General features: G+C 72.7%; 21 protein-coding genes. 13 read left to right on the top strand and 8 right to left on the bottom strand.

The window, feature by feature from the left end; translation table 11 throughout:
- Positions 1-126: 126 nt before the first annotated feature.
- Positions 127-1,089, bottom strand: coding sequence for a LysR family transcriptional regulator (locus ACZ6TV_RS03465; RefSeq protein ID WP_465294856.1), 963 nt, complete (start codon positions 1,087-1,089; stop codon positions 127-129).
- Positions 1,090-1,260: 171 nt separating this feature from the next.
- Between ACZ6TV_RS03465 and ACZ6TV_RS03460 the strand changes: the two genes are divergently transcribed.
- Both ACZ6TV_RS03460 and ACZ6TV_RS03455 read left to right on the top strand, forming a co-directional pair.
- A complete protein-coding gene (locus ACZ6TV_RS03460; RefSeq protein WP_465294854.1) occupies positions 1,261-1,893 on the top strand; it encodes a DUF998 domain-containing protein in 633 nt (210 codons plus the stop codon).
- Between the two features lie 124 nt (positions 1,894-2,017).
- Positions 2,018-2,821 (top strand): SDR family NAD(P)-dependent oxidoreductase, encoded by an 804-nt coding sequence (locus ACZ6TV_RS03455; RefSeq protein WP_465294852.1) that lies wholly within the window; start codon positions 2,018-2,020, stop codon positions 2,819-2,821.
- Here the strand turns inward: ACZ6TV_RS03455 and ACZ6TV_RS03450 are convergent.
- Complete coding sequence (locus ACZ6TV_RS03450) at positions 2,795-3,289, bottom strand: winged helix-turn-helix transcriptional regulator (protein WP_465294850.1); 495 nt, start codon at positions 3,287-3,289, stop codon at positions 2,795-2,797. The two genes, ACZ6TV_RS03455 and ACZ6TV_RS03450, sit on opposite strands and share 27 nt — an antisense overlap.
- Before the next feature lie 66 nt (positions 3,290-3,355).
- Between ACZ6TV_RS03450 and ACZ6TV_RS03445 the strand changes: the two genes are divergently transcribed.
- From ACZ6TV_RS03445 to ACZ6TV_RS03420, 6 genes are all read left to right on the top strand, one after another.
- A complete protein-coding gene (locus tag ACZ6TV_RS03445; protein WP_465294848.1) occupies positions 3,356-3,865 on the top strand; it encodes a PaaI family thioesterase in 510 nt (169 codons plus the stop codon).
- 119 nt (positions 3,866-3,984) lie between these two features.
- Entirely contained in the window at positions 3,985-5,769 is a 1,785-nt protein-coding gene (locus tag ACZ6TV_RS03440; RefSeq protein ID WP_465294846.1) for a S8 family serine peptidase, read from the top strand.
- 49 nt (positions 5,770-5,818) lie between these two features.
- Positions 5,819-8,308 (top strand): putative bifunctional diguanylate cyclase/phosphodiesterase, encoded by a 2,490-nt coding sequence (locus ACZ6TV_RS03435; protein ID WP_465294844.1) that lies wholly within the window; start codon positions 5,819-5,821, stop codon positions 8,306-8,308.
- A gap of 11 nt (positions 8,309-8,319) precedes the next feature.
- Positions 8,320-9,009 (top strand): NRDE family protein, encoded by a 690-nt coding sequence (locus ACZ6TV_RS03430; protein WP_465294842.1) that lies wholly within the window; start codon positions 8,320-8,322, stop codon positions 9,007-9,009.
- Between the two features lie 68 nt (positions 9,010-9,077).
- Positions 9,078-11,057 carry a glycosyltransferase family 39 protein gene (locus ACZ6TV_RS03425; RefSeq protein ID WP_465294840.1) on the top strand — a complete coding sequence of 660 codons (1,980 nt, stop codon included), beginning with the start codon at positions 9,078-9,080 and terminating at the stop codon, positions 11,055-11,057.
- A 112-nt stretch (positions 11,058-11,169) separates the two neighbouring features.
- Positions 11,170-12,399, top strand: coding sequence for a bifunctional glycosyltransferase family 2/GtrA family protein (locus ACZ6TV_RS03420; protein WP_465294838.1), 1,230 nt, complete (start codon positions 11,170-11,172; stop codon positions 12,397-12,399).
- 55 nt (positions 12,400-12,454) lie between these two features.
- Here the strand turns inward: ACZ6TV_RS03420 and ACZ6TV_RS03415 are convergent, their stop codons facing one another.
- On the bottom strand, positions 12,455-12,847 hold the full coding sequence (locus ACZ6TV_RS03415) for a peptidase inhibitor family I36 protein (protein WP_465294836.1): 393 nt from the start codon (positions 12,845-12,847) through the stop codon (positions 12,455-12,457).
- A gap of 28 nt (positions 12,848-12,875) precedes the next feature.
- The gene (locus tag ACZ6TV_RS03410) at positions 12,876-13,220 is read right to left on the bottom strand and encodes a hypothetical protein (RefSeq protein WP_465294834.1); all 345 of its coding nucleotides are present in this window, start codon (positions 13,218-13,220) and stop codon (positions 12,876-12,878) included.
- A gap of 710 nt (positions 13,221-13,930) precedes the next feature.
- On the opposite strand from ACZ6TV_RS03410, the gene pdxR reads away from it, so the two are divergent.
- The gene (pdxR, locus tag ACZ6TV_RS03405) at positions 13,931-15,310 is read left to right on the top strand and encodes a MocR-like pyridoxine biosynthesis transcription factor PdxR (protein ID WP_465294832.1); all 1,380 of its coding nucleotides are present in this window, start codon (positions 13,931-13,933) and stop codon (positions 15,308-15,310) included.
- On the opposite strand, the gene ACZ6TV_RS03400 is transcribed toward pdxR, so the two are convergent.
- Together ACZ6TV_RS03400 and ACZ6TV_RS03395 are read right to left on the bottom strand one after the other, a co-directional pair.
- Positions 15,291-16,049 (bottom strand): enoyl-CoA hydratase/isomerase family protein, encoded by a 759-nt coding sequence (locus tag ACZ6TV_RS03400; RefSeq protein WP_465294830.1) that lies wholly within the window; start codon positions 16,047-16,049, stop codon positions 15,291-15,293. The two genes, pdxR and ACZ6TV_RS03400, sit on opposite strands and share 20 nt — an antisense overlap.
- Positions 16,050-16,065: 16 nt before the next feature.
- On the bottom strand, positions 16,066-17,535 hold the full coding sequence (locus ACZ6TV_RS03395; protein ID WP_465294828.1) for a glutamate-cysteine ligase family protein: 1,470 nt from the start codon (positions 17,533-17,535) through the stop codon (positions 16,066-16,068).
- Positions 17,536-17,653: 118 nt separating this feature from the next.
- On the opposite strand from ACZ6TV_RS03395, the gene ACZ6TV_RS03390 reads away from it, so the two are divergent.
- The gene (locus ACZ6TV_RS03390; RefSeq protein WP_465294826.1) at positions 17,654-18,157 is read left to right on the top strand and encodes a SigE family RNA polymerase sigma factor; all 504 of its coding nucleotides are present in this window, start codon (positions 17,654-17,656) and stop codon (positions 18,155-18,157) included.
- Complete coding sequence (locus ACZ6TV_RS03385; RefSeq protein WP_465294824.1) at positions 18,154-19,326, top strand: hypothetical protein; 1,173 nt, start codon at positions 18,154-18,156, stop codon at positions 19,324-19,326. The genes ACZ6TV_RS03390 and ACZ6TV_RS03385 overlap by 4 nt, the downstream gene beginning before the upstream one ends.
- 4 nt (positions 19,327-19,330) lie before the next feature.
- Here the strand turns inward: ACZ6TV_RS03385 and ACZ6TV_RS03380 are convergent, their stop codons facing one another.
- Both ACZ6TV_RS03380 and ACZ6TV_RS03375 read right to left on the bottom strand, forming a co-directional pair.
- Positions 19,331-20,464 carry a hypothetical protein gene (locus ACZ6TV_RS03380; RefSeq protein ID WP_465294822.1) on the bottom strand — a complete coding sequence of 378 codons (1,134 nt, stop codon included), beginning with the start codon at positions 20,462-20,464 and terminating at the stop codon, positions 19,331-19,333.
- Positions 20,461-21,603, bottom strand: a complete 1,143-nt coding sequence (locus tag ACZ6TV_RS03375) for a helix-turn-helix domain-containing protein (RefSeq protein WP_465294820.1) — start codon at positions 21,601-21,603, stop codon at positions 20,461-20,463. Before ACZ6TV_RS03375 ends, ACZ6TV_RS03380 begins: the two co-directional genes overlap by 4 nt.
- A 238-nt stretch (positions 21,604-21,841) precedes the next feature.
- Between ACZ6TV_RS03375 and ACZ6TV_RS03370 the strand changes: the two genes are divergently transcribed.
- Together ACZ6TV_RS03370 and ACZ6TV_RS03365 are read left to right on the top strand one after the other, a co-directional pair.
- Positions 21,842-22,354, top strand: coding sequence for a GNAT family N-acetyltransferase (locus tag ACZ6TV_RS03370; protein ID WP_465294818.1), 513 nt, complete (start codon positions 21,842-21,844; stop codon positions 22,352-22,354).
- 136 nt (positions 22,355-22,490) lie between these two features.
- Positions 22,491-23,699 carry a DUF4407 domain-containing protein gene (locus ACZ6TV_RS03365; RefSeq protein WP_465294816.1) on the top strand — a complete coding sequence of 403 codons (1,209 nt, stop codon included), beginning with the start codon at positions 22,491-22,493 and terminating at the stop codon, positions 23,697-23,699.
- The last annotated feature ends 3 nt before the right edge of the window (positions 23,700-23,702 follow it).

Genomic DNA, 23,702 nt, shown 5'->3' with positions numbered 1-23,702 from the left:
GACCGCCCCTGCCCCGGCGGCGGCGTCGTCTCCAACTGCAGCGGCATCGCCCAGAACAACTGGCAGTTCACCCAGATCACCGCGACCTTCACCGGCTGATCAGGCGAAACCGTTAGAGGGCTGGCCCTACAGGGCCAGCCCTCTTCTGTCTGGGTGGCGGCCCAGCCAGGCCGTGTACCGGTCGTTCTTGCGCACCGCGTCGGCGTAGGCCTCGATCGCATACGCCCAGACCTGCCCCGCGACGTCCGCGGCGGGACCGTCGGGCAGCCAGCCGAGCATCTGCCGCCAGTGCAGCGGCGCGCCCTGGATCGGCACCGCGGCGAGACCGGCCATCGGCCGGAGCGTCGCCTGGCACAGCCCGACCGCGTCGCCGGACTCGATGAGGTCGATCGCCCCGCGGACCTCGGTCTCGAAGAGCACCTTCGGGGTGAAGCCGGCCCGGGCGCAGGCCGCCGCGTGGCACGAGGAGAAGCAGCCGTCGCCGGGCGCGGCGACCCACTGGGCGTCGGCGAGCTCGGCCAGGTCGACCTCGTCCCGGTCGGCGAGGCGGTGCCCCTCCGGCAGCAGCAGGAACACCGGATCCGCGGCCACGACCCGCCAGGCGAGCCCGTTGTCCGTCGCGGGCGGCGCGTCGCCGCAGGCGCCCACCAGGACGAAGTCCAGCTTGCCGGCGAGGACCTGGTCGCCGAGCTCCGCGGCGGACCACGACGCGTGCGTGCTGACCTGGGCGCCCGGGTGGTTGCTGCTGATGCGGTGGACCAGGCCGCCGAGGATCGGGCCGTTGACCGCGCCGATACGGTACCGCCCCGCGCGGTCCTTCGTGCTGGCCAGCCGCGTCGCCTCGTCCTGCAGGCCCTTCACCGCCGGCAGCAGCACCCGCGCCCGGGCGAGGACCAGCTCGCCCAGCGGTGTCGCCCGCGCCCCGCGCCGGTCCCGCTCGAACAGCAGCCCGCCGAGGGCCCGCTCGATGCGCTGCAGCTGTGCGGTCAGCGCCGGCTGCGCGAGCCCCAGCACGGAGGCGGCCTTCGTGACACTGCCTGCGTCCGCGATCGCGCACACGACCCGCAGATGCCGCAGCTCCAGATCCATATGCAGACGGTAGGGCGTCTGCGGGATGGGGAGAAGACCCCGGGGCCATCGAGACTCACCGTTTTCGCAGATCGACACATCATCGAAACACGTCGGTCGATTGCCGATATACCCCCCAAGGGTATGCGGTCGTGTTATGGAACGGTCCGGCGCGGGTCGTAGGCTTGGCGGGTGCCCTCCCCCCGCCGCTGGTGCGCCGGTGCCGCCACCGCGACCGCGGCGATCGGCGCGACCGGGCTGGCCTTCTCCGTGGCCGGCTCGGCGCCGTGGCGCTATGTGAGCGAGTCCGGCATCGCCGGCGCGCCCCACCCGACGCTCTACCGGGTCAGCATGCTGCTCCTGGCGGCGTCCCTGGCGTTCCTGGCGGTGCCGGCCCGGCACACCGCCCGGCACGCGTTCGCGGCGCTGCGGCTCGTCCCGGCGGGGGTGGCCGGAGCGGCGATCGCCCTGGCCGCCCCGCTCGCGGCGCTGTCCGGCGCGGTCACGTGTTCGCCCGGGTGTCCGCTGCCGCCGTATGAGACGCCGCAGCCGCGGGACCTGATCCACGCCGCCGGGGCGATCGGTGCGCTGCTGCTGCTCGCGGCGGCGATCCTGGTGTACGCCACGCAACCCGACGACACGACGCTGCGCCGTGCGGGGCGGCTCGGGGTGCTGCTGGCCTTCCCGCCGCTGATCCTGTCCGCGATCGGCATCCTGCTCCTCGGCCGCGGCCTGTTCACGGGCCTGATGGAGCGCGCCGCCCTGGTGGGCGTGTCCGCCTGGCTGGTCCACACCGCCGCCATCCACCTGCGCGCGAAGCCGTGAACAGCCCACAGCCCACCGCCGGCCACCGGCGCGGAGCCGAGAACACGGCACGGGCGCTCGCCGGCCACCGGCCCGGAGCCGAGAACGACAAACGACCCACCGCCGGCCACAGGAGCGTGGCGGCGTGACGCGGACCGTCGTCGTCACGGGCGGCAGCGCGGGCATCGGTCTCGCCGCGGCGCGCCGGTTCGCGGCTGCCGGCGACCGGGTCGTCCTCCTCGGCCGGCACGAAGGGCGGCTGGCGGCCGCCCTGGAGGCGGTCAGACAGGCCGGGGCGGCGGACCCGGTCGCGGTCCGCGCCGACTTCGCCGACCCCGCCCAGGTGCGCGACGCCGCCGGCCGGGTCCGCGCCGCCTGCGACCGGATCGACGTGCTCGTCAACAACGCCGGCGGGTTGTTTCGCGGCCCGGCCTGCCTGCAGGTCAACCACCTGGCGGGCTTCGAGCTGGCGCACCTGCTGCTCGACCTGCTCCGGGCACCGACCCGGTTGATCACGACCGCGTCCCTGGCCGAGGCGTGGGGCGTACTGGACGTCGACCGGCCGCTGCGCGACTCCCTGTGGCACCGCAGCCGCTGGCTCGCCTACGGCTCGTCGAAGCAGGCCAACGTCCTGTTCACCGTCGAGGCCGCCCGCCGCTGGACGGAGCTGGGCATCCTGCCGGTGGCGTTCTTCCCGGGCCTGGTGCGCAGCCGGTTCGCCACCACCAGCCCGCTCTTCATGCTCGGCAAGCTGATCCCGGTGCTGTTCACATCCCCGCAGCGGGCCGCGGACACCCTGCTCTGGCTCGCCGACGCCCCCGCGCACGACCTGGTCCCGGGCGGCTACTACTTCCTGCGGCAACCCTTCGGCGCGACGCCCCGCTCGACCTCGCCGGCCCGCGCGGCCCGCCTGTGGAACGCGTCACTGGCCGCCATCGGCGACCGCTAGCCTGCGGCGGGCGCCCCGGCCCGGACGGGGCACGACGTCGCGCGGGGGCACCTCGGCGTGGCCGGACTCGCAGACCAGCACCGCGTGCACCGGCGCGCCGCAGTCACGGTGGACCGTGTCCAGCGGCGGGCCCTCCGGACCGGCCAGATACCGGTCGCCCCACTCCCTGACCGCGACGAGCAGCGGATACAGGTCGAAGCCCTTCTCGGTGATCCGGTACTCGTCGCGGGCCCGCGAGCCCGGCTCCCGGTAGGGCACCCGGCGCAGGACGCCGTTGTCCACCAGCATGCCGAGCCGGTTGGTGAGGACCTGCCGGGGGATGCCGGTGCGCACCCGCATGTCGTCGAAGCGGTGGATGCCGTTGAAGACCTCGCGCAGCACGACGACGGTCCACTTCTCGCCGAGGATCGCCATCGCCGCGCCGATGGTGCAGTTGTCGACAGACCAGTCCAGTGCCACAGGCCTCATGCCGCCAGGCTAACCCGTACCTGGGTCTTGTTGACAGATCCAGCCCGGGGCGACCAGGCTGCATCCATGACGCAGACTCAGGATGGGCTCCGCAGCCGTACGTTCACGTGGTCCGACCCGATGCTCAACGCGGCCGAGATCGGCCGGCGCAGCGGCCTGGAGGTGCTCCAGGCGATGGCCCGCGGCGAGCTGCCCGCCCCGCCGATCACGCACCTGCTGGGCGCCGGGCGGATCGAGGCCGAGCCGGGCAGGGTCGTCGTCACGCTGGAGCCGCAGGAGTTCCACTACAACCCGCTGGGCAGCGTGCACGGCGGCGTCCTGGCGACCCTGCTCGACACGGCCGCCGCCTGCGCCGTGCACTCGACGTTGCCGGCCGGCGTCGGGTACACCTCGCTCGACCTCACGACGAAGTTCCTGCGCCCCGCGTCGATCGCCTCCGGCACGCTGACCTGCGAGGGCACCGTGCTGTCCAAGGGCCGGCGGACCGCTCTCGCGCAGGCCGTGATCACCGACTCGCGGGGCGGGATGGTCGCGCACGCCACGTCGAGCTGCATGCTGTTCGACCTCACAGCGTGACGAGCGACACTCTGCGTAAGGTCTGATCAGCGAAGAGTGTCCGACCTGGTGACAACGCTGCGCTACGGGCTGCTGAACCATGGATCACGGCGAGTCGTCGACCCATGGAAGGGGACCGAATGCCAAGCAGTCACCGGAGCGCACTGGGTGCCGCCGCAGCAGCGATCGTCACGATCGCCGGGGTGGCCGTCCCGAGCGTGCCGGCAGCCGCCGCGCCACCGACGGTGTCGGCCGCCGACCATCTGACCCGCGTCATCGTCGCCTATGACGACGCCGGCGCGGCCGCCCGCGCGGTCGACCGCGCCGGCGGGACGGTCGGCCGGGCACTGTCGATCGTGGAGAGCTTCACGGCCGAGGTACCAGATACGCAACTGTCCGCTCTGAGGGCCGCACCGGGCGTGCGGTCCGTGACCATTGACGGCGAGGTGGCGCTGCAGGCCGAGCGATGGCGCGCCGACGGCGACGCCAACTCGATGTTCAGCGTCGTGCGCGCGACCGGCGCGCTGGACGTGTGGAAGAAGGACGACGCCAGCGGCAGGCCGATCGGCGGCACCGGCGTCGGCATCGCCCTGATCGACTCCGGTGTCACGCCGGTCGCGGGCCTCAACGACCCGACCCGGATCGTCAACGGCCCCGACCTGTCGTTCGAGTCGCAGGCGGCCAACCTGCGCTACGTCGACACGTTCGGGCACGGCACGCACATGGCCGGGCTGATCGCCGGCCGCGACCCGGGCACCAACTTCCGGACCGTCGACTCGCCGACCAACTTCACCGGCATGGCACCCACCTCGACGCTGATCAGCGTCAAGGTCGCCACCGCCGACGGCGCCACCGACGTCTCGCAGGTCATCGCCGGGATCGACTGGGTCGTCACGCACCGCAACGACCCGGGGCTGAACATCAAGGTACTGAACCTGTCCTTCGGCACGGACAGCTACCAGGACGCGAAGCTCGACCCGCTGTCGCACGCGGTCGAGGCGGCCTGGAAGAAGGGCATCACGGTCGTGGTCTCGGCCGGCAACGACGGCAAGAGCCGCACCGCGCTGTCGATGCCGGCGGCCAACCCGTACGTCATCGCGGTCGGCGCCGCCGACTCGATGGGCACGGACTCCCGGTCCGACGACGTCCTGGCCGAGTTCAGTACCCGCGGAAACACCACCCGGACCGCCGACCTGACCGCACCCGGTCGCTCGATCGTCGGCCTGCGGGACCCGGGCGCCTACGTGGACGTGAACTACCCCACCGGGCTCGTCCCGGGCGACACGACCGGCCGGTACTTCCGGGGCAGCGGCAGCTCGCAGGCCGCGGCAATCACGTCCGGCGCCGCGGCGCTCCTGCTGCAGCAGCGCCCCGGCCTGACCCCCGACCAGGTCAAGAAGCTCCTGGTGAGCACCGCCGACACGATGAGCGCCGGGGACGTCCTCGGCCGGGGCTCCGGCCAGCTCAACGTCAAGAAGGCGATCGAGGCGCCGACCCCCACCAACGCGACACAGACGTGGGCGTCGACGACCGGCACGGGCACCCTGGAGGCCTCCCGGGGCTCCGCGCACGTGGCGGACCCGGTCACCGGGGTCGAGCTGACCGGTGAGAAGGACATCATGGGCCGGCCGTGGACCGCCGCGAACTGGGCGAAGTCGGCGACCGCCGGCACCGCGTGGACCGGCGGCACCTGGAACGGCGCGACCTGGACGGGCACCTCGCTGGGCGGCAACACCACGATCGGCCGCAGCTGGGTCGCGGTCGGCTGGTCCGGCAACAGCTGGGCCGGGCGCACCTGGAGCGGGCGCACCTGGAGCGGCGCCGTGTGGGACGGCCGCACATGGAGTGGCCGAACTTGGTCAGGTAGCACGTGGAGCGGCCGAACTTGGAGTGGAAGCTACTGGTCAGACGCCATCTGGCAGTAACCGGCACCAAGGCAGAAACCCTCGAACAAAGGGCGATTCCGGGACGGTCATGAAGAAAGCACCTGCGTGGACGCGCCCGGACGCACGGGTGGCGGCGCTCAGCCTCTGGTTGGGTGTCGCCACCATCGTGGCGCACGGCCTGCGCGTCCAGCACGGCGGACTGCCGTCGGCCCCCGACGCGCTGCCGCTGATCCTGCTCGGCGCCGCGTTCGCGCTCACCGAGGGTTTCGCGGTGCACATCCGGGTCCGCCGCGGCGGTCACGCGATGAGCCTCAGCGAGATCCCGATGGTCCTCGGGCTGCTCTCGGTCGACCCGACCCTGCTGCTCGCCGTCCGGCTCCTCGGCGGCGGCCTCGGCCTGGTCGTGCTGCGTGGCCAGCGCGGCGTGAAGCTCGGCTTCAACGTCGCCCTCCTCGGCGTGCAAACCACCGCCGCGTCCGTGATGCTGCGCGCCCTCGCCGGCCCGGAGCCGACCGACGTCGGACCGGTGCAGTGGCTCTACGTCCTCGTGGTCATGCTCTTCTCCGACGTCGTCGCCGCGGTCCTCGTCACCGCCGTCATCGCGCTGCACGACGACCCGAGCGAGTGGAAGCGCCTGCCGAGCGCGCTGCAGGGCCTGCCGCTCGTCGCGATCACCACCAGCATCGGCCTGATCAGCATCCTCGCCATCGACCGCGACCCACGGTCGATCGCCCTGCTCGCGATCGTCTCGACGGTCACGTACCTGGCGTACCGCTCCTACGTCAGCCAGAGCCAGGGCCACGCGCAGGTCGAGGAGCTCTACACCTTCACCCGGTCCCTCGACGGTGTCCTGGACACCGGCGGCGTCGCCCGGATCGTGCTCGAGCAGGCCCGCGACCAGCTCCGCGCCGAACGCGCCGAGCTGATCATGCCCGGGCCGGACGGCACCCAGATCCGGATGCGGATGCACGGCCGGCACCAGCTCGACACCACCGTCATCGACGCCCTGCCCGAGACGGCGTGGTGGCAGCCCGCCCGCACCGGCACCCCGGTCCTGGTCGCCAAGGGCAGCCGCGTCGTCGGGTCCATCATCGACGGCATCGCGGTGCCCGTGCCGCTCAGCGACGGCGCCACCGGCGTGCTCTTCGTCGCCGACAGCCTCCCGGACATCCCGACCTTCGGCGAGCAGCACGTCCGGCTGTTCCAGGCCCTCGCCAACCACGCCAGCCTCTCCCTCACCAAGGCCAGGCTCCTGGACGAGCTGCGGCAGGAGGTCGCGCAGAAGGAGCACCTGGCGCTGTACGACCCGCTGACCGGCCTGCCCAACCGGCAGCGCTTCCAGTCGCTCACCGACGCGCTGCGCGCCCAGGGGACCCCGGTCGCGATGCTGCTGATGGACCTCGACCGGTTCAAGGACGTCAACGACGCGCTCGGCCACGACATCGGCGACACGCTGCTGCGGCAGGTCGGCGACCGGCTGCAGGGCCGCCTCGGCGACCGCGGCACCGTCGCCCGCTTCGGCGGCGACGAGTTCGCCGTCCTGCTGCCCGGCATCCGCACCCGGGAGGTCGCCGTGGCGATCGGCGACGACCTCGCCGCCGCCATGGAGCAGCCGATCGCCATCGGCCACCTGCGCCTCAACGCCCGCGTCAGCATCGGCATCGCGCTCGCGCCCGAGCACGGCCACGACGCGAAGACCCTCATCCAGCGGGCCGACGTCGCCATGTACGTCGCCAAGACCACCCGGACCGGGGTGCGCGTCTACCAGTCCGACGACGACCGCAACAGCCCCCGCCGCCTCGCCATGGTCGCCGACCTGCGGGAAGCCATCCAGCGCCACGACCTCGTCGTCGTCTTCCAGCCGAAGCTGGAGACCGCCACCGGCGTCGTCCGCGGCGCCGAGGCACTCGCCCGCTGGCACCACCCGGCGCACGGCTTCGTCCCGCCGGACGAGTTCATCCCGCTCGCCGAGACGTCCGGCCTGATCCGGCCGCTGACGCTGCACGTGCTGGAGGTCGCGCTGCGCCGCTGCGCCTCGTGGCGGCGGATGGGGCACGACATGCACGTCGCGGTCAACCTGTCCCCCAACAGCCTGCAGGAGGCCGACCTGCCCGACATCGTCGCCCGGCTGCTCGGTCAGACAGGTGTACCGGCCAGCGGCCTGACCCTGGAGATCACCGAGAGCAGCATCATGGACGATCCGGCCGGCAGCCTCGTGACCCTCGACCGGCTCCACGCACTCGGCGTCAAGCTCGCCATCGACGACTTCGGCACCGGGTACTCCTCCCTCGGCCGCCTCCGCGAGCTCCCCATCCACGAGATGAAGATCGACAAGTCGTTCGTCCAGCGCATCGCCGTCGACCACCGCGACCGGGCGGTCGTGCGCTCCGCCGTACAGCTCGGGCACGCGCTGGACCTGGAGGTCGTCGCCGAGGGCGTCGAGGACGAGCAGACCCTCAACCACCTGCGCCAGGAGGGCTGCAACCTGGTCCAGGGCTACTTCATCTCCAAGCCGCTGCCGGCCGACGAGTTCGCCGACTGGCTGACCGCGCGGGTGCCGCAACTCGGACAGGCATAACCTTTCCCCGCATGTGCACCGTGCTCCTCCGCTTCGACCCCGCCGCCACCTGGCCCGTCCTGCTGGCCGCGGTCCGCGACGAGTACCTGGCCCGTCCCTGGGAGCCGCCCGCCGAGCACTGGCCCGGCCGCTTCGGGGGGCGCGACAGCACCGGCGGCGGCACCTGGCTGGCCGTCGACCCCGTCGCCCCGTCCGTCGCCGCGCTGCTCAACGGCTTCCCGCCGCTGCCGCCCCTCGGCGACCGCCCGACCAGGGGCACCCTGACGCTCGGCCCGCTGCCGGCGGACTTCTCCGGGTTCGACGCCTTCCACCTGGTCCGCGCGACGCCTGCCGCCGTCACCGTCCTGTCCTGGGACGGCGTGGAACTCACCGAACGGTCCCTTCCCCCCGGCGACCACGTGATCGTCAACCAGGGCGTCGACGTCAACGACTTCGCCCAGCTGCGCGCCGCCGCCACCCCGCCGCTGCGCCCCGGCACCGCCACCCACGATGCCTGGGGCGACTGGGTCCCGTTGCTGTCCGGCGGCACGTTCACCGGCGCCGCCCCGCGCCCGCTGATCGTGCACCGCGAGGTCGACGGCCTGGAGTACGGCTCGGGCTCCGCCGCCCTGGTCGCCCTCTCCCCGACCGCCGCCCGCTACGACTTCGCCACCGCCCCCGGCCCCGACGCCACGTGGACGGAGGTCCCGCTGCCCCGGTAGCGCCGACTCACAGGTGGCGCACAGGTGGGGTGCAAGGTGCTGGCAGGGCCGGGTCGCAGTCTCGGGGCATGACGACGACGCTTACCCGGCCCGATGCCATCGCCGACGCACCCGCAGGGACGCCACCGCGGGACCCGGTGTGGGTGCGGCCCGCGCTCGGGGTGCTGCTCGCCGGGACGCTGGTGGCGTACGTGTGGAACCTCGCCGCGTCGGGGTGGGGCAACGCGTTCTACGCGGCGGCGGCGCAGGCCGGCTCGCAGAGCTGGAAGGCGTGGTTCTTCGGCTCGTCGGACGCGTCGAACTTCATCACCGTCGACAAGACGCCCGCCGCGCTGTGGGTGACCGGGCTGTCGGTGCGGATCTTCGGGCTCAGCTCGTGGAGCATCCTGGTGCCGCAGGCGCTGATCGGGGTGGCGACCGTTTGGGTGCTGTACCTGACGGTCCGCCGGTGGCACGGCCCGGCGGCCGGGCTGCTCGCCGGGGCGGTGCTCGCGACCACGCCGATCGCCACGCTGATGTTCCGGTTCAACAATCCCGACGCGCTGCTCGTGCTGCTGCTCGTCGCCGGCGTGTACGGCATGGTGCGGGCCCTGGAGCGGGGCAGCACGTGGTGGCTGGTGTTCGCCGGGAGCAGTGTCGGCTTCGGCTTCCTGACCAAGATGCTGCAGGCGCTGCTGGTGGTGCCGGCGTTCGCGCTCGCGTACCTGCTGTTCGCGCCGACCGGGTGGGGCCGCAGGCTCGTCCAGCTGCTGGTCGCCGGCGCGGCGCTCGTCGCCTCCGCGGGCTGGTGGGTGGCGGTCGTCGAGCTCGTGCCCGCGTCATGGCGGCCGTACGTCGGCGGCTCGCAGACCAACTCGATCCTGGAGCTCACGCTGGGGTACAACGGCCTCGGCAGGATCACGGGCAACGAGACCGGCAGCGTCGGAGGCGGCGGGGGCGGCAACGGCGGCGGGTGGGGCGAGACCGGCTGGTCGCGGCTCTTCGACGGGCAGACCGGCGGCCAGGCGTCGTGGCTGCTGCCGACGGCGCTGATCTTCCTGGTCGCGGGCCTCGTCTGGTCTACGCACAAGGCCGCCTACGTGCTGTGGGGCGGCTGGCTGGTGGTGACCGCCGTCGTCTTCAGCACCATGCAGGGCATCTTCCACGACTACTACACGGTGGCCCTGGCGCCGGCGATCGGCGCGCTGGTCGCGATGGGCACGGCCACCCTGTGGCGCCGGCGCGGGGACCTCTTCGCGCTGCTCACCCTCGCCGCGACGGTCGCGGTCAGCGCGGTCTGGTCCTACGTCCTGCTCTCCCGCGCCACCGACTTCCACCCGTGGCTGCGGACCGCGGTCCTGCTGGCCGGCGCCGCCGGTGCGGTGGGGCTGCTGGCCGGCCAGCGGCTCGGGGCGCGGCTCGCCCGGCGGACCGGGATCGTGGCCGCGGCGGCGGCGCTGTTCGCGCTGCTCGGCGGTCCGGTCGCCTACTCCGCGAACACGATCGCCACGCCGCACTCGGGATCCATCGTCACGGCGGGTCCGGCGGTCGCCGGTTCGGGCTTCGGCGGTGGCCGCGGCGGCGGCTTCCGCAACGGTGGCGGCTTCGGACCCGGCGGCACTCCCCCGGGCGGCACCACAGGCGGCACCGGCGCGATGCCCGGCGGCGGCGGTCAGCGGGGCGGCGGCGGTATGGGCGGCGGCGGCATGGGCGGGCTGCTCAACGCCACCACCCCCAGCGCCGAGCTGGTGGCGCTGCTGCGGGACGACGCGTCGCGGTACACCTGGGTCGGCGCGGCCGTCGGGTCCAACAGCGCCTCCGGGTACCAGCTGGCCACCGAGCTCCCGGTGATGGCCATCGGCGGGTTCAACGGCAGCGACCCCGCGCCGAGCCTCGCGCGGTTCCAGCAGTACGTCGCCGACGGCGAGATCCACTACTTCATCGGCGGGGCCGGCGTCGGCGGGCGCAGCAACGGCGGCAGCAGCGTCAGCGCGGAGATCGCCGCGTGGGTGGCGGCGAACTACACCGCGCAGACCGTCGGCGGGATCACCGTGTACGACCTGTCGTAGTCCCACCAGCACAAAGGGGCCGCTCCGGAAACCGGGGCGGCCCTTCGCGTTTCACAGGTGCGCCACAGGAACGCCACAAGGTGCCGGAAGCCGCGGAGCCGACCTTGGTGACATGACGACAACGACGTTCCCACGCACAGCAGCCACCGCCGACGCCCCCGCCGACGCCACCGCGGCCCTGGCCGTCAACACGGTCCTGGACGTCGTCGTCCCCGTGCACAACGAGGAGCGTGACCTCGGGCCGTGCGTGCGCCGGCTGCACGCGCACCTCACGGCCACGTTCCCGTATCCCTTCCGGATCACGGTCGCCGACAACGCCAGCACCGACGGGACCCTCGCGGTCGCCACCGGCCTGGTCGGCGAGCTGCCCGGCGTCGAGGTGCTGCACCTGGGCGAGAAGGGCCGCGGGCGGGCGCTGCGCGCCGCGTGGGACGGCTCCGACGCGCCGGTCCTCGCCTACATGGACGTCGACCTCAGCACCGACCTCAACGCGTTGCTGCCGCTGGTCGCGCCGCTGCTGTCCGGGCACTCGGACGTCTCGATCGGCACCAGGCTGGCGCCCGGCTCCCGGGTCGTGCGGGGCGCGAAGCGCCAGTTCATCTCCCGGTCGTACAACCTGCTGCTGCGCGGAACGTTGCGGGTGGGCTTCTCGGACGCGCAGTGCGGCTTCAAGGCCATCCGCGCCGACGTCGCCGAGCAGCTGCTGCCGCTGGTGCAGGACACCGGATGGTTCTTCGACACCGAGCTGCTCGTGCTGGCGCAGCGGGCCGGGCTACGCATCCACGAGGTGCCGGTCGACTGGGTCGACGACCCCGACAGCCGGGTCGACATCGTCGCCACCGCCGTCGAGGACCTCCGCGGGATCGCCCGGCTGGGCCGGGGGCTGCTCAACGGGTCGCTGCCGCTGCAGTCGCTGCGCTCGAAGTTCGGCCGGGAGCCGCTCGTCGCGGCGGGCGTGCCGGCGGCGATGCCGTCGCAGCTGCTGCGCTTCGCCGCGGTCGGGGTCCTGTCGACGATGGCGTACCTGCTGCTGTTCGCCGTGCTGCGGCCGCTGACGGGCGCGCAGGCGGCGAACTTCGCGGCGCTGCTGATCACCGCCGTCGGTAACACGGCGCTCAACCGGCGGCTGACGTTCTCCGTGCGGGGCGCCGCGCACGCCGGCCGGCACCACCTGCAGGGCCTGCTGCTGTTCGCGCTCGGCCTGGCGCTCACGTCGGGCTCCCTCGCCCTGGTGGACACCTCGGTGCGGGCCCTGGAGCTGCTGGTCCTCGTGACCGCCAACCTGGCCGCGACGGTGCTCCGCTTCGTGCTGATGCGGGTGTGGGTGTTCCGCAAGGCCTGACCCCGGGCCGCACGGACCGCGCACCGTCGCGCGCGGCCCGTGCGACGGCCGGTGCTCAGCCGCAGGAATGCACCCAGGTGTGGGAGTCGTAGTCGTTGTCGTTCATCGCCGTGTCGACGAACTCCATGGGCTCGATGCAGATGCCCCTGATCCCGTAGTCGACGTTCAGGAACACCTGGACGTTGTCCGGCACCGTGGTGCTCGACTCGGTGTGGTTGTACAGCGACTCGGCATCGTCGTGCATCCCGCGGTGGACGCCCCAGTTCGTGTCGTTGACGCCCTGGTTCCACCTGACGCGGCGGCCTTCGTAGTTGTCGGCGCTCCAGGCGCAGAAGTTGTTGCGCTCGAAGCAGTCGTTGCGGTGGGCCTGCGCGGCGGACGGGAACGCCACCAGGGCGATCGCGACCGCGGGCAGCGTGGCCACCAGTGCCTTCAGTGCCTTGCTCATGTTCGTAACCCCTTTCGCGTTTGTACGGTCAGGACGCGGCCAGGACCTGCCTGGCCCGGGGAATCGCCCGCTGTTCGAAGGACTCGAGCGCTTCCCGTTCGTGGGAGAACCTCCTCTCCGCCGGTGGACGGTAGATCCGTTCCAGGGCCTGAACGGTCCCGGTCAGGGGGGTCGAGCCGGCGCAACCCGCCTCGGTCTCGGCCGCGGCGACCGCCACGGCCCGGGGCTGTTCCTCCATGAGGGCGCGCAGCTCGTACGGTGTGCCGGCCGGGTAGCCGTGGTCGCGGACGCAGGCGGACCAGGCGGCCAGCGCGGTGCGGTATCTCGGGTCCTCGACCACCTGGTTGCTGACGTGGACGTTGATGTGGTCCACGACCCGCCGGGCCTGATACCAGCCGGCGAGGTCGGTGTAGAGGACCCGCCGCGCGTCGGCCGTGCAGCCGTTGTGGGCCGTGGAGACCCGGCCGAGGCCCGGAACGGTGGCGGTGAGCCTCCGGCCGGTGCCGCTGAGCGTCCGCTGCCGGGCCCTCCCGCCGCTCGGGCGACAGCTGCCACACGTCGGGGTCCTCCTCGCCGGTTCCGGGGGCGCTTGCGCCGAACCCGTACTCGCGCGCCCAGGCGGCGTCGTCGATGACGTACGGGAAGTCCCGGGCGGCCGGTGGCGGTGGCGGCTGCTCGGTGTAGCGGTACCCGTGGCGCTGCATGCACCGTTTGATCAGGCGCTGCTCGGCGCGGCGGAGCAGTTCCCGGTCGGCCGCCGTCACCGGCGCGCCGGATGCCGCCGGCGGCCGGCCGTCCGCGCCGGCCCGCACCCACCCGGCGGCACCGGCGGCGACGGCGAGCGCCGCGGCGACCGCCAGCGCGCGGCGGGCTGTTCGCCTCGACATCGGTCTGGCCTCCCTCTGCATTCGCCACATATGGTTGCCAAAGTTGTGTCAGGCACTAATTCCGCGATTTCCGGGCAACCTCGTGGTGACGCTATGGCGGGGCGGCCGTTCGCGGCAGGTCCAAACACGACGCCCTCGACCCGACCAAGTTGGGACACGCGTGGAGCTGTTCATCGATCCAGACGACCGCCGGTCCGTGAGCCGTCAGCTGTACGAGCAGGTCCGCGACGCGATCCTGGAAGGCCGGCTCGGCCCGGGCGACCGGCTGCTGCCGAGCCGGGCGGTGGCCGCCGACCTCGGACTGGCCCGTTCGACGGTGACGGAGGCTTACGGCCGGTTGACCGCGGAGGGCTATGTCGAAGGCCGGTCGGGCGGCGGCAGCATCGTCTCCGGCGACCTGGGACCGGGCACCGGCGCCGACCCGCCGGCGGCGCTGACCCCGACCCCGCTGGCGGCGTCGGTGCGCGCCTACGACCCCGAGCCGGAGGCCGAGGCCCGCTTCGGCCTGCGGACCGGCCGCGTCGACCTCGGCCTGTTCCCGGCCGTCGCCTGGCGGCGGTGCCTCCTGGCGGGGCTGCGGCAGCACCCGGCGCAGTACGGTGACCCGGCCGGTAGCGCCGGCCTGCGCGCCGCCCTGTCGCGCTGGCTGGCCACGTCCCGCGGGATCACGGTGCACCCCGCGCACCTCGTGGTGACCTCCGGCGCCGCGCACGCCGTCGACCTCGTGGCGCGGGTCCTGCTGAAACCCGGCGACGTGGTCGGCATGGAGGAGCCCGGATACCCGCCGGTGCACGAGCTGCTGCGCGCGCAGGGCCTCACGGTCGTCGGCGTGCCCGTCGACGAGCATGGCATCGTCGTCGAGGCGGTCCCCGCCGCGGCCCGGCTGGTGTACGTGACCCCGTCGCACCAGTACCCGCTCGGCGTCGTCCTGGACCGCCGGCGGCGGCTGGACCTGCTGCGCTGGGCCGGCCGGGCCGGCGCCGCGATCGTCGAGGACGACTACGACAGCGAGTTCCGGCACACGGCGCGCCCGCTGGAGCCGTTGCACCGCATGGACCGCGACGGGCGGGTCATCTACGTGGGCACGTTCAGCAAGACCCTCAGCCCCGCGATCCGCGTCGGTTTCCTGGCCGCACCGCCGACCCTGATCCCGGCGATCACCGCCGCCCGTCAGGTGATCGACTGGAGCCCGCCGGAGGCCACCCAGCAGGCACTGACGTCGTTCATCGACGACGGCCACCTCGGCCGGCACGTGCGCCGCGCCCGCACCGTCTACGGCCAGCGCTACCACCGGGTCTGCCGGCAGCTACGGCAGCGTCTTCCGGACGGCTACCGTCTCGTGCCCGCGCACGCCGGCCTGCACCTGGCCGTGCTCGGCCCGGACACCCCCGCCGACGACGAGCTGCTGCGCCGCGCCACCGCGGGCGGGGTGCTGATGAGCTCCCTGCACCGCACCTACCACGACACCGCCGAGCCGGCGGCCGGGCTGCTCATCGGCTTCGGGGCCCTGCCGACCGCCCGCGTCGCCGCCGCGGTCGAGGCCCTCACCGCATGTCTCACGCCTGCGGCGACCTGACGGCGTCCTCGGCCGGCCAGGAAGGGCTGCGGCGCTCCCTGAAGGCCGCGATGCCTTCCGCGATCTCGGCGGGGTCCTGGCGTACCGGGAGGTCGTGGCCGTCGATGATGGACTTGGCCGCCCGGACGCTGAGCTGGGAGCGGGCAGCGATGGTGGCGGCGGTGTCCCGTACCAGCGCGGCGAGCAGACCGGGAGCGACGACGGCGTCGACGAGGCCGATCCTTTCGGCGGCCCCGGCGTCGATCAGCTCGCCGGTGAAGAGCAGCAGCTTGGCCCTGGCCGGGCCGACGAGCGCGACCAGCCGCCGGGTCGTCGAGGCCGGATAGACGATGCCGAGCTTCGCCGGCGTGATGCCGAAGCGGCTGTCGTCGGCGGCGAACCGCAGGTCGCAGGCGACCGCCAGCTGGCACCCGCCGCCCACGCAGAACCCGTCGACACGGGCGATCGTCGGCTTCGGAAAGGCCGCGAGGGCCAGCTCGGCCCGGACGGCGACGCTGTCCTCCCCGTCGGCGGCGATGGCCGCGGCGTCGCCGATGTCGGCACCGGCGCAGAACGTGCCGCCCGCCCCCTCGACGACCACGACCTTGACCGCCGGGTCAGCGGCCAGGCCTTCCAGCAGCGTCGGCACGGCCCGCCACATGGCGGCGGTCATCGCGTTGCGCTTGCCGGGGTTGTCGATGACCATGGTCGCCACCGCGCCGTCGACCGCGACCCGGAGCTGCCCGTCCGAACTCGTCACGGGGTCCAGTGTGCGATCACCACTCGTGGACCGGGGTGTTGGAGTGCATGCGTGGGAGATATTCCTCAAGGAGCTTGCGCATGGTGTCGTCGCGGTCGATCTGGCCGGAGCCGGCGATGCGGTGGACGGTCTCGACCTGCCAGGTGGCGCCGTTACGGGCGGTGAGGCAGCGCTGCTCGATGATGCCGAGCAGGCGGTCGCGGTGGGAGGGGTCCACCCCCCAGCCGTCGAGGCCCTCGCGGGCCAGCGGCAGCAGGCGGCGCAGGACCAGCTCGGTGACGGGGACCGCGCCGAGACCGGGCCAGAACACGGCGGCGTCGATGCCGTGCCGGGCCGCGGTGTGGAAGTTCTCCTCGGCGGCACCGAAGGACATCTGGGTCCAGACGGGACGGTCCTGCTCGGCGAGGCGGCGCACGAGGCCGAAGTAGAACGCGGCGTTGGCCATGCTGTCCACGACGGTCGGGCCGGCGGGAAGGACCCGGTTCTCGACCCGCACGTGCGGCTTGCCGCCGACGACGTCGTAGATGGGGCGGTTCCAGCGGTACACGGTGCCGTTGTGCAGGCGGAGCTCGCCGAGCTTCGGGACGCCGCCGCCGTCGAGGACGGCGATCGGGTCCTCCTCCTCGCAGATGGGCAGCAGCGACGGGAAGTAGCGGACGTTCTCCTCGAAGAGGTCGAAGATCGAGGTGATCCAGCGCTCGCCGAACCAGACGCGGGGGCGCACGCCCTGCGACTTGAGCTCCTCGGCGCGGGTGTCGGTGGCCTGCTCGAACAGCGGGATGCGGGTCTCGCGCCACAGCTCGCTGCCGAAGAGGAAGGGCGCGTTGGCGCCGAGGGCGACCTGGACGCCGGCGATGGCCTGGGCCGCGTTCCAGTGCGCGGCGAACTGCTGCGGGCTGACCTGCAGGTGGAACTGGACGCTGGTGCAGGCCGCCTCGGGGGCGATCGAGTCGCAGCGCACGTGCAGCCGCTCGACGCCGTCGATGGCGATGAGGAGGTCCTCGCCGCGTGCCGCGAAGATCTGCTCGTTGAGCAGCGCATACCGCGGGTTGGCGGACAGCACGTCGGGGGTGAGCTGGTCGCGGCGCAGCGTCGGCAGGATGCCGATCATCGCGAGCCGGGTGTCGACGCTCGCGGCGTGCTCCTCGGCGGCGTTGAGGCTGGCGCGCACCTGGTCCTCGAAGCCGGCCAGCCCGTCGCCGGCGAGGCGCCGCGGCGGGACGTTGATCTCGATGTTGAACTGGCCGAGCTCGGTGACGAACGCCGGGTCGGCGAGGGCGTCGAGGACCCGCTGGTTGCGCAGCGCCGGGTCGTGCCGCTCGTCGACGAGGTTGAGCTCGATCTCCAGGCCGCTCATGCCTTCGCCGTCCTCGAAGTGCGCGTCGGCGAGCATCCTCGCGAACGCGTCGAGGCACTGGCGCACCTTGTCGCGATAACGCATACGGTCTTCGCGGCTGAACTCGGTCGTTTCGACGTCCTTGCCCATGCGTGCCACCTCCGCGCGCAGCCGGTGCGTTCATCTGGCATACCACGCTCGACAACTTTTTACTCCTGTCTCCCAACCTGACGCGCCCCCGGACGCCTTGAGATACCGAGGAGGTCACGTGCGCGAGGAACTGGAACACGAGTACGTGGAGTATCTGCGGACGCGGATGCCACAGCTGCGCCGTCTGGCGGCGCTGCTGACCGGCGACTTCCACCGCGCGGACGACATCGTGCAGAGCACGGCAGCGGACCTGTACACGCACTGGAAGCACGTGGCCGGCGTCGAGCACGTCGACGCCTACGTGCGGAAGATGCTGATCAGGACGTTTCTGCGGGAAGAGCGGAAACCCTGGTCGCGGGTACGGCTGACGGACACGCTTCCGGAACGACCGGTCACGGGGCCGGCCGTCGACGAGGCGATGGCCGTACGGGCCGCGCTGCGCACGTTGCCGGCCAGGCAGCGCGCGGTGCTCGTGCTGCGGTTCCTGTCCGACCTCCCGGTCGCCGAGGTGGCGGTCACGCTGGGCGTCACGGAGGGCACGGTCAAGAGCCAGACCTCCGACGGCCTGGCGGCGCTGCGCCGCCACCTCGGCAGCGACGCGTTCACGGGGAGGACGGCATGAGCGACCTACTGAAGATCATCGACTTCGATCCCGACCGGCTGCCGCCGTCCACTGTGGACCTGGCCGCCGCGGTGCGGACCGGCCGCCGGCGCGAGCTCCGCAACCAGACGGTGGCGGTGACGGCGGTCGCCGCGGTGATCCTGGTCGCGGCGGCCGGCGTGGCGCTGGCGGTGCGCCCGGCACCGGCGCCCCTGCCGGTGCAGCCGCAGCCGTCGCCGTGGGTCTGCACGGTGCGGACGCCGGAGTCGCCCATGGACCTGGTCGACCCGAGCGGCCGGATCGCCGTCACGAACATGCGCGACGGCAGCGGTTTCACCGGCAAGGGCCCGACGGTGTCGGTCGACGGCGGCCGGCCCACCTACGTGGACGTGTCGGTCGTCTCTGAGGCGTTCGTGTTCGCCGCCGCGGTCAACCCCTCCGGGGTCATCGCCGGCTACTCGATGACCGACCAGTACTTCGACGGGGTGCCGTGGGTGCACCGCGACGGGCGGACCACGCTCCTGCCGCTGCCGGATCCCGGCTACGTGGGGCAGAGCACCGCCGTCAACGCCCGGGGCGACGTGCTCGGCTGGGGCGGCAAGCCGCGGGCCCTCGAAGGCGACACCCTGCTGTGGCCGGCCGCCCGGCCGGGGACGGTCGAGGTGGTCGACACCGGCGAGGGCGCCAGCACGATCGCGCTCGCCGACGACGGCACGATCGTCGGCACGGTGCCGGCGGGCGACGGCGACGCACCGGGAAGCGCCCGGCTGCTCGCGCTGTGGCGGCCCGACGGCACCACCACGGTGGTCCGGGAGCTTGGCCCGGTCACCGGCCGCCGCCCGTTGCCCGCCGGAGCTGCGGTCATCGGGGTCGACGGACCCTGGGTGTTCGGCGGCCGGCAGGACGGCGGCTTCCGGTACAACATGATCACCGGCGTGAGCGAGGTCTTCGACACCTTCGAGCCGGTGGCGGCGGTCGCGGAGGGCGGGCTCGTCGGCCGGCTCAGGACGCCGGACGGCACGGCGCCCCCCACCGTCGCGATCTGGCACAACGGCACCGTCACCGCCCTGCCCACGCCGGACGGCGGTCAGCGGGCCGACGTGTACTTCGCCGGCGGCAGGACGATCCTGGGCGCGGCGCGGCAGCCGGCCGGCGGGGGCGACAACGGCGGACTGATCTGGAGCTGCTGAGCGGTCAGGCGACGTGGGGCTTGAGGCCGAGGTAGCGCAACGCCGCCTCGGCCGACGGCTTGTGCGGGAGCTTGCCGAGCCACGACTGCCAGTGCCGGCGGTCGGCGGACCAGGCGCGCAGGTAGTCCACGCACAGGTCGGGGGTGATGGTGAGGCTGCGGCCGTGGGCTCCGGCGAGGGCGGCGGCCATGCGGTGGCGTTCGGCGTCGTCGGCGACAGCGGCGCGGGGCAGGCGCTCGATGACCTGCTGGATGAAGTCGCGGCGGACCTGGAGGTAGGAGGCCCAGTAGCCGACGTCGGCGGCGTCGATGGTCTTGCCGTCGTCGAGCAGCGCGTAGACGCCCTCGGCGAGGGTGTCGCCGAACTCCTCGCCGCGGGCGCGGACGGTGTCGCGGAAGGGGTCGTATTCCTTCTGGGTGACCTTGCCGACCATGGTGACAGGGTCGATGCCGTGGCCGTTGAGCAGGAAGAACCAGTCCTCGTTGTAGATGTTGGGGAAGAACGAGGTGGTGCGGTTGACCTGGACGACGAGCGCGCCACCGCCGACGAAGGTGCCCTGGATGCCGCCGGTGCGCCGGTGCGCGTGGCAGACGACCGAGTTGTCGGGGAAGCCGTGGTTGACGAGGCCGACGGCGGCGTGGGTCTCGGCGAGCGCGGCGGCGTCCCAGATGTCGCCGGGCTCCTCGACGCGGATGTCGTCGTCGAGGAAGAGCACGAAGCGCCAGCCGACCATGCGGGCCAGGGCCAGGCCGACGTTGCGCTTCAGGCTGGTGTCGGTCCTGCGGGAGAAGCGCCGCCAGTCCCGCTCGGCGAGCAGGGACGAGGTGCGCAGGTCGGGCAGGCGCGGCTGGTCGTGCTCGACGTCGACGGTGACGACCCGGACGCCGACGTCGGCGGCGAGGTCGAGGGCCCGGCCGGCGTCGGCCCACTTGCTGCACAGCACGATCAGCTGGCAGTTGAGGGCCTTGACGAGCTCGGCCGCGTCGCGGAGATACCCGTACGGCCGGGCGGTCGGCACGATGACGGCGTTGACGCCGGCGGGACGGGTGGAGCGGACCGTGGCGGTGCTGAGCAGTCGCGTGTGCGACGCGTGGTGCGCGTGCACCCGCGGTGGGACCGGTTGCGGTCCTCGGGTCACTCCGTGAGCTCCGGCCATTCGTGCAGCCGGGTCTCGGGGACCGTCCAGTCAGGAGTCAAGACTTCCCCTCTGACGATCTGCACCGACGTGAGGATGCTGAAGGTATCGCGGGACGCGAACCGGGTTGCGAGGTACCCACCGTTGCGATCGCGGAACCTCACGTCGGTGAGCGAGCGCACCGCGCCGTAGGTGCCGCGGCCGAACATGCCGTTGAAGATGGTGACGGTCCGCAGGCGGTTGTAGGGGTTGGGCGCCCGGTGGAAGTGGGCGACGTCCTCGACGAGCTGGCCGTCGACGAGGGTCGGGGCGAAGACCTGCACGTCGTCGCCGGAGCCCACCTGGAACGCGGCGCCGGTCTCGTCGTCGCCGAGCCGGTCGTGCTGGGCGACGGGCACGTCGAGCCGGGTGAGCAGGGTGCGGGTGAGGAAGTTCCAGTCGACGCCGCCGAGCAGGACGAGGTGGGTGGTGAGGTCGTCGGCGGACAGGGCGTCGTCGGCGCGGATGTGGATGGCGCTGAGCGGGTTGGCGGCGCGGATGTGGCCGTGCAGCTCGAGGAGGGTGTCGAGGTCGGCATACGTGTAGGACTCGGTGTAGTCGGGCTCGGCCGGGTCGACATACGGCATGTTGCGCCGGAACTCGGGTGGCAGCCGGGCGCACACGATGGTGATCGGGCGGCCGTCGGCGAAGAAGAGCGGCCCGCTGTGCAGCCGGCGCAGGTCCTCGTCGGCGTGCCGGACGGGGGCGGGGGTGCCGTTGGCGGCGTCGCGGAGGGCGAGCAGCTCCTCCTCGAGCTCGCGGCGGCGGGCCTGCTCGTCGGCGTCGAGCTCGTCCTCGACGAGCAGCCGGACGCGGCCGCCGTCGAAGGAGCGCACGGTGCAGAACAGCCGGGCATAGGAGCTGATCCTGCCGGTCGGCGGCAGGTCGGGCTTGCCGGGCGACTCCCACGACGAGATGAGCGGCGGGCTGACGCCGAGGGCCTTGGCGAGCTGGCTCTGGGTCAGCGCGGCGCCGCCGGTCTCGGTCCGCAGCGACTTCAGCCGGAGCGCCAGTCTGGACTTCGCATTTGCTGTCGGCGCCGCCATGAGCACCCTTTCCTGCGATTCGGACTTCAGCAGGTGAATGAATTCCTCTGACGGCATTCACCATAGCAAACCGCAGGTCAAACGGCTGAGATCGATGCGTTGCTTCAGCCCGTACTGAAGTTTAGGCTGACTTCAGGCAAGTCCATTCCGTGACCTGCACAGGTCGGACCGGTGGAGGGGACGGCCCGGCAGTGCGGGTGCCGGGGTCGGGGTGGTGGATCGCCGCCCCGCCCCGACCCCGGTGCTCATCGGCCACCACATCGACCGGGGTCGCACGAGAAGGCACTATTGCTGAGTGTTGTCAGATCATGCTCTGGAGGTCAGACCCGCGATCGCGCACGAGCTCGATCTCGTGGTCGCCGCGTTCGGTGACGCGTCATTCTTCGCCGAGCGAATGGCACGACAGTCCGAGGACAACGGCGTCCTCCTGGTGGCATGGCTGCACGGCGAGGCCGTGGGCTGTGTCTATGTCTGGTTCGAGGACGCCGAAGAGGCCGAGCTGCGCAAGCACCTGCCGGGCGTGCCGTTGCTCAACCGGCTGCGGGTGGTGGAGCGGTTGCGCAACAACCGCATCGGGACCGCGCTGGTCCACGCCGCCGAGCGGGTGGTCCGAGCGCGGGGGCACGCGCAGCTGGCGCTCGGCATCGGCCTGGACAACGCCGGCGCCGAGCGCCTGTATCTGCGGCTGGGGTTCGCGGAATGGCCGTACGGCCTGGTCGACACCTACTACGTGGTGTTCAAGGACGGCAGTGAGGTCCGCGAGCCGGAGCTGTGCAGGATCCTGGTCAAGGACCTGGACGGTCAGTAGCCGCCGCAGGGCGGGGTCCCGCGGGTCGGTCCTGTCGCCGGCCCGCACGACCTCGCCCGCGTCGATGATCGGCGCTTGAAGGAGGGCCTTTTAGAAACACCCTAAATGCGACTTATACTCGCGTACCGTCGTGATCATGGCGCGTACCTTCCTCCTCAGGGTCGCCAACGTGAACCCCGCGAGCGTGCGGACGCACACCGACCGGGCGCTGTACCGCTCGATCGGGGTCTTCATCCTGCTGTACGGCGTCTATGCGATCGTCGGCGCCGCGTCGTTCGTCGACGCGAGCACCAACTACGCCCACCCCTGGTGGCAGTGGCTGGTCGGCCCGCCGGTCGCGGCCGCCGTGATCGCCTACGACCGGGCCGTCGTCGGGCGGGTCGCGGTCAGCTACGACCAGCTCGAGTCCGCCGACCCGCAGCTGCTGCTGCGCCGCAGGACGCTCGGGCTCTACGCGGGCCGGCTGCTGCTCGCCCTGCTCTTCGCCGTCGTCATCACCGAGCCGCTCATGCTGGCCCGGTACAAGGGCGAGATCGACGCGTACCTCGGTACCGTGCACAACCGTCAGCTCATCGAGCTGGAGCGGGCCGGTGCGATCGCCGCGTTCACCGAGCAGGTCGACGCGCTGCACCAGCAGGACGCCGACGACGACGCGGCGGTCGCCGACCTGCACGGGCTCGCCGCCGCCAAGCGCGCGGAGGCCGCCACGGTCTACGACAAGGCCCTCGCCGACTCCCGTGCCGACGGCGTCACCCGGCGGGCCGGCTGCCCGGCCGGAGGGTTCTGCGACACCCTCGTGCAGCAGTCGCGGGCACTGACCGCCGAGGCGACCCGGCTCGACGACGAGGCGGCCGCGCTGCAGAAGACCCAGGAGAGCGCCCGGCTGGATCGAGCGAAGCAGGTGGCCGCGCTCAACGAGCAGATCGCCGGGCAGCGCGCCGCGAACCGGCGCTCGGTCGAGGCCGGCGCCGGGTTCGGCGCCCGGACGACCGCCATGTGGCACCTGGTCAAGAGCGACTTCTGGGGTTTCGGCTTCTTCTACCTGGGCGTCGCCGCGCTCCTGGTCTGCCTCGACTGCGCGGCGGTGTGGCTGAAGCTCGTCTCGCACGGCAACGCGTACGAGCGGACCGAGGCCCGCGACGCGCGCCGCCGGGAACTGACCGCGACCCGCCGTCATGAGCAGGAGCTCCGCGTCGCCGAGGCGGCCCGGGACGTGGCCGGCGACGGCCTCGACACGGTCGTCGCGGAGCGGCGCCTCGTCGACGCCGCCGTCGAGCAGGCGACCGCCCGGCTCCTGGCGGAACTGGAGGACCAGTCCCTCCCCTCTTCGTCCAGAACTTCCTGAATC

Source organism: Dactylosporangium sp. NPDC051087, assembly GCF_055586325.1.
The sequence above is the reverse complement of the archived record's forward strand: the minus strand, read 5'-3'. Positions and strand labels throughout refer to the sequence as shown.

Bases quoted from the DNA above. Each gene is read 5' to 3' on its own strand.
- ACZ6TV_RS03395 (WP_465294828.1), bottom strand. From the start codon at position 17,535: ATGGGCAAGGACGTCGAAACGACCGAGTTCAGCCGCGAAGACCGTATG.
- ACZ6TV_RS03415 (WP_465294836.1), bottom strand. From the start codon at position 12,847: ATGAGCAAGGCACTGAAGGCACTGGTGGCCACGCTGCCCGCGGTCGCG.
- ACZ6TV_RS03365 (WP_465294816.1), top strand. From the start codon at position 22,491: ATGGCGCGTACCTTCCTCCTCAGGGTCGCCAACGTGAACCCCGCGAGC.
- ACZ6TV_RS03425 (WP_465294840.1), top strand. From the start codon at position 9,078: ATGACGACGACGCTTACCCGGCCCGATGCCATCGCCGACGCACCCGCA.
- ACZ6TV_RS03420 (WP_465294838.1), top strand. From the start codon at position 11,170: ATGACGACAACGACGTTCCCACGCACAGCAGCCACCGCCGACGCCCCC.
- ACZ6TV_RS03430 (WP_465294842.1), top strand. From the start codon at position 8,320: ATGTGCACCGTGCTCCTCCGCTTCGACCCCGCCGCCACCTGGCCCGTC.
- ACZ6TV_RS03435 (WP_465294844.1), top strand. From the start codon at position 5,819: ATGAAGAAAGCACCTGCGTGGACGCGCCCGGACGCACGGGTGGCGGCG.
- ACZ6TV_RS03440 (WP_465294846.1), top strand. From the start codon at position 3,985: ATGCCAAGCAGTCACCGGAGCGCACTGGGTGCCGCCGCAGCAGCGATC.
- ACZ6TV_RS03465 (WP_465294856.1), bottom strand. From the start codon at position 1,089: ATGGATCTGGAGCTGCGGCATCTGCGGGTCGTGTGCGCGATCGCGGAC.
- ACZ6TV_RS03450 (WP_465294850.1), bottom strand. From the start codon at position 3,289: ATGAGGCCTGTGGCACTGGACTGGTCTGTCGACAACTGCACCATCGGC.
- ACZ6TV_RS03375 (WP_465294820.1), bottom strand. From the start codon at position 21,603: ATGCCGTCAGAGGAATTCATTCACCTGCTGAAGTCCGAATCGCAGGAA.
- ACZ6TV_RS03445 (WP_465294848.1), top strand. From the start codon at position 3,356: ATGACGCAGACTCAGGATGGGCTCCGCAGCCGTACGTTCACGTGGTCC.
- ACZ6TV_RS03385 (WP_465294824.1), top strand. From the start codon at position 18,154: ATGAGCGACCTACTGAAGATCATCGACTTCGATCCCGACCGGCTGCCG.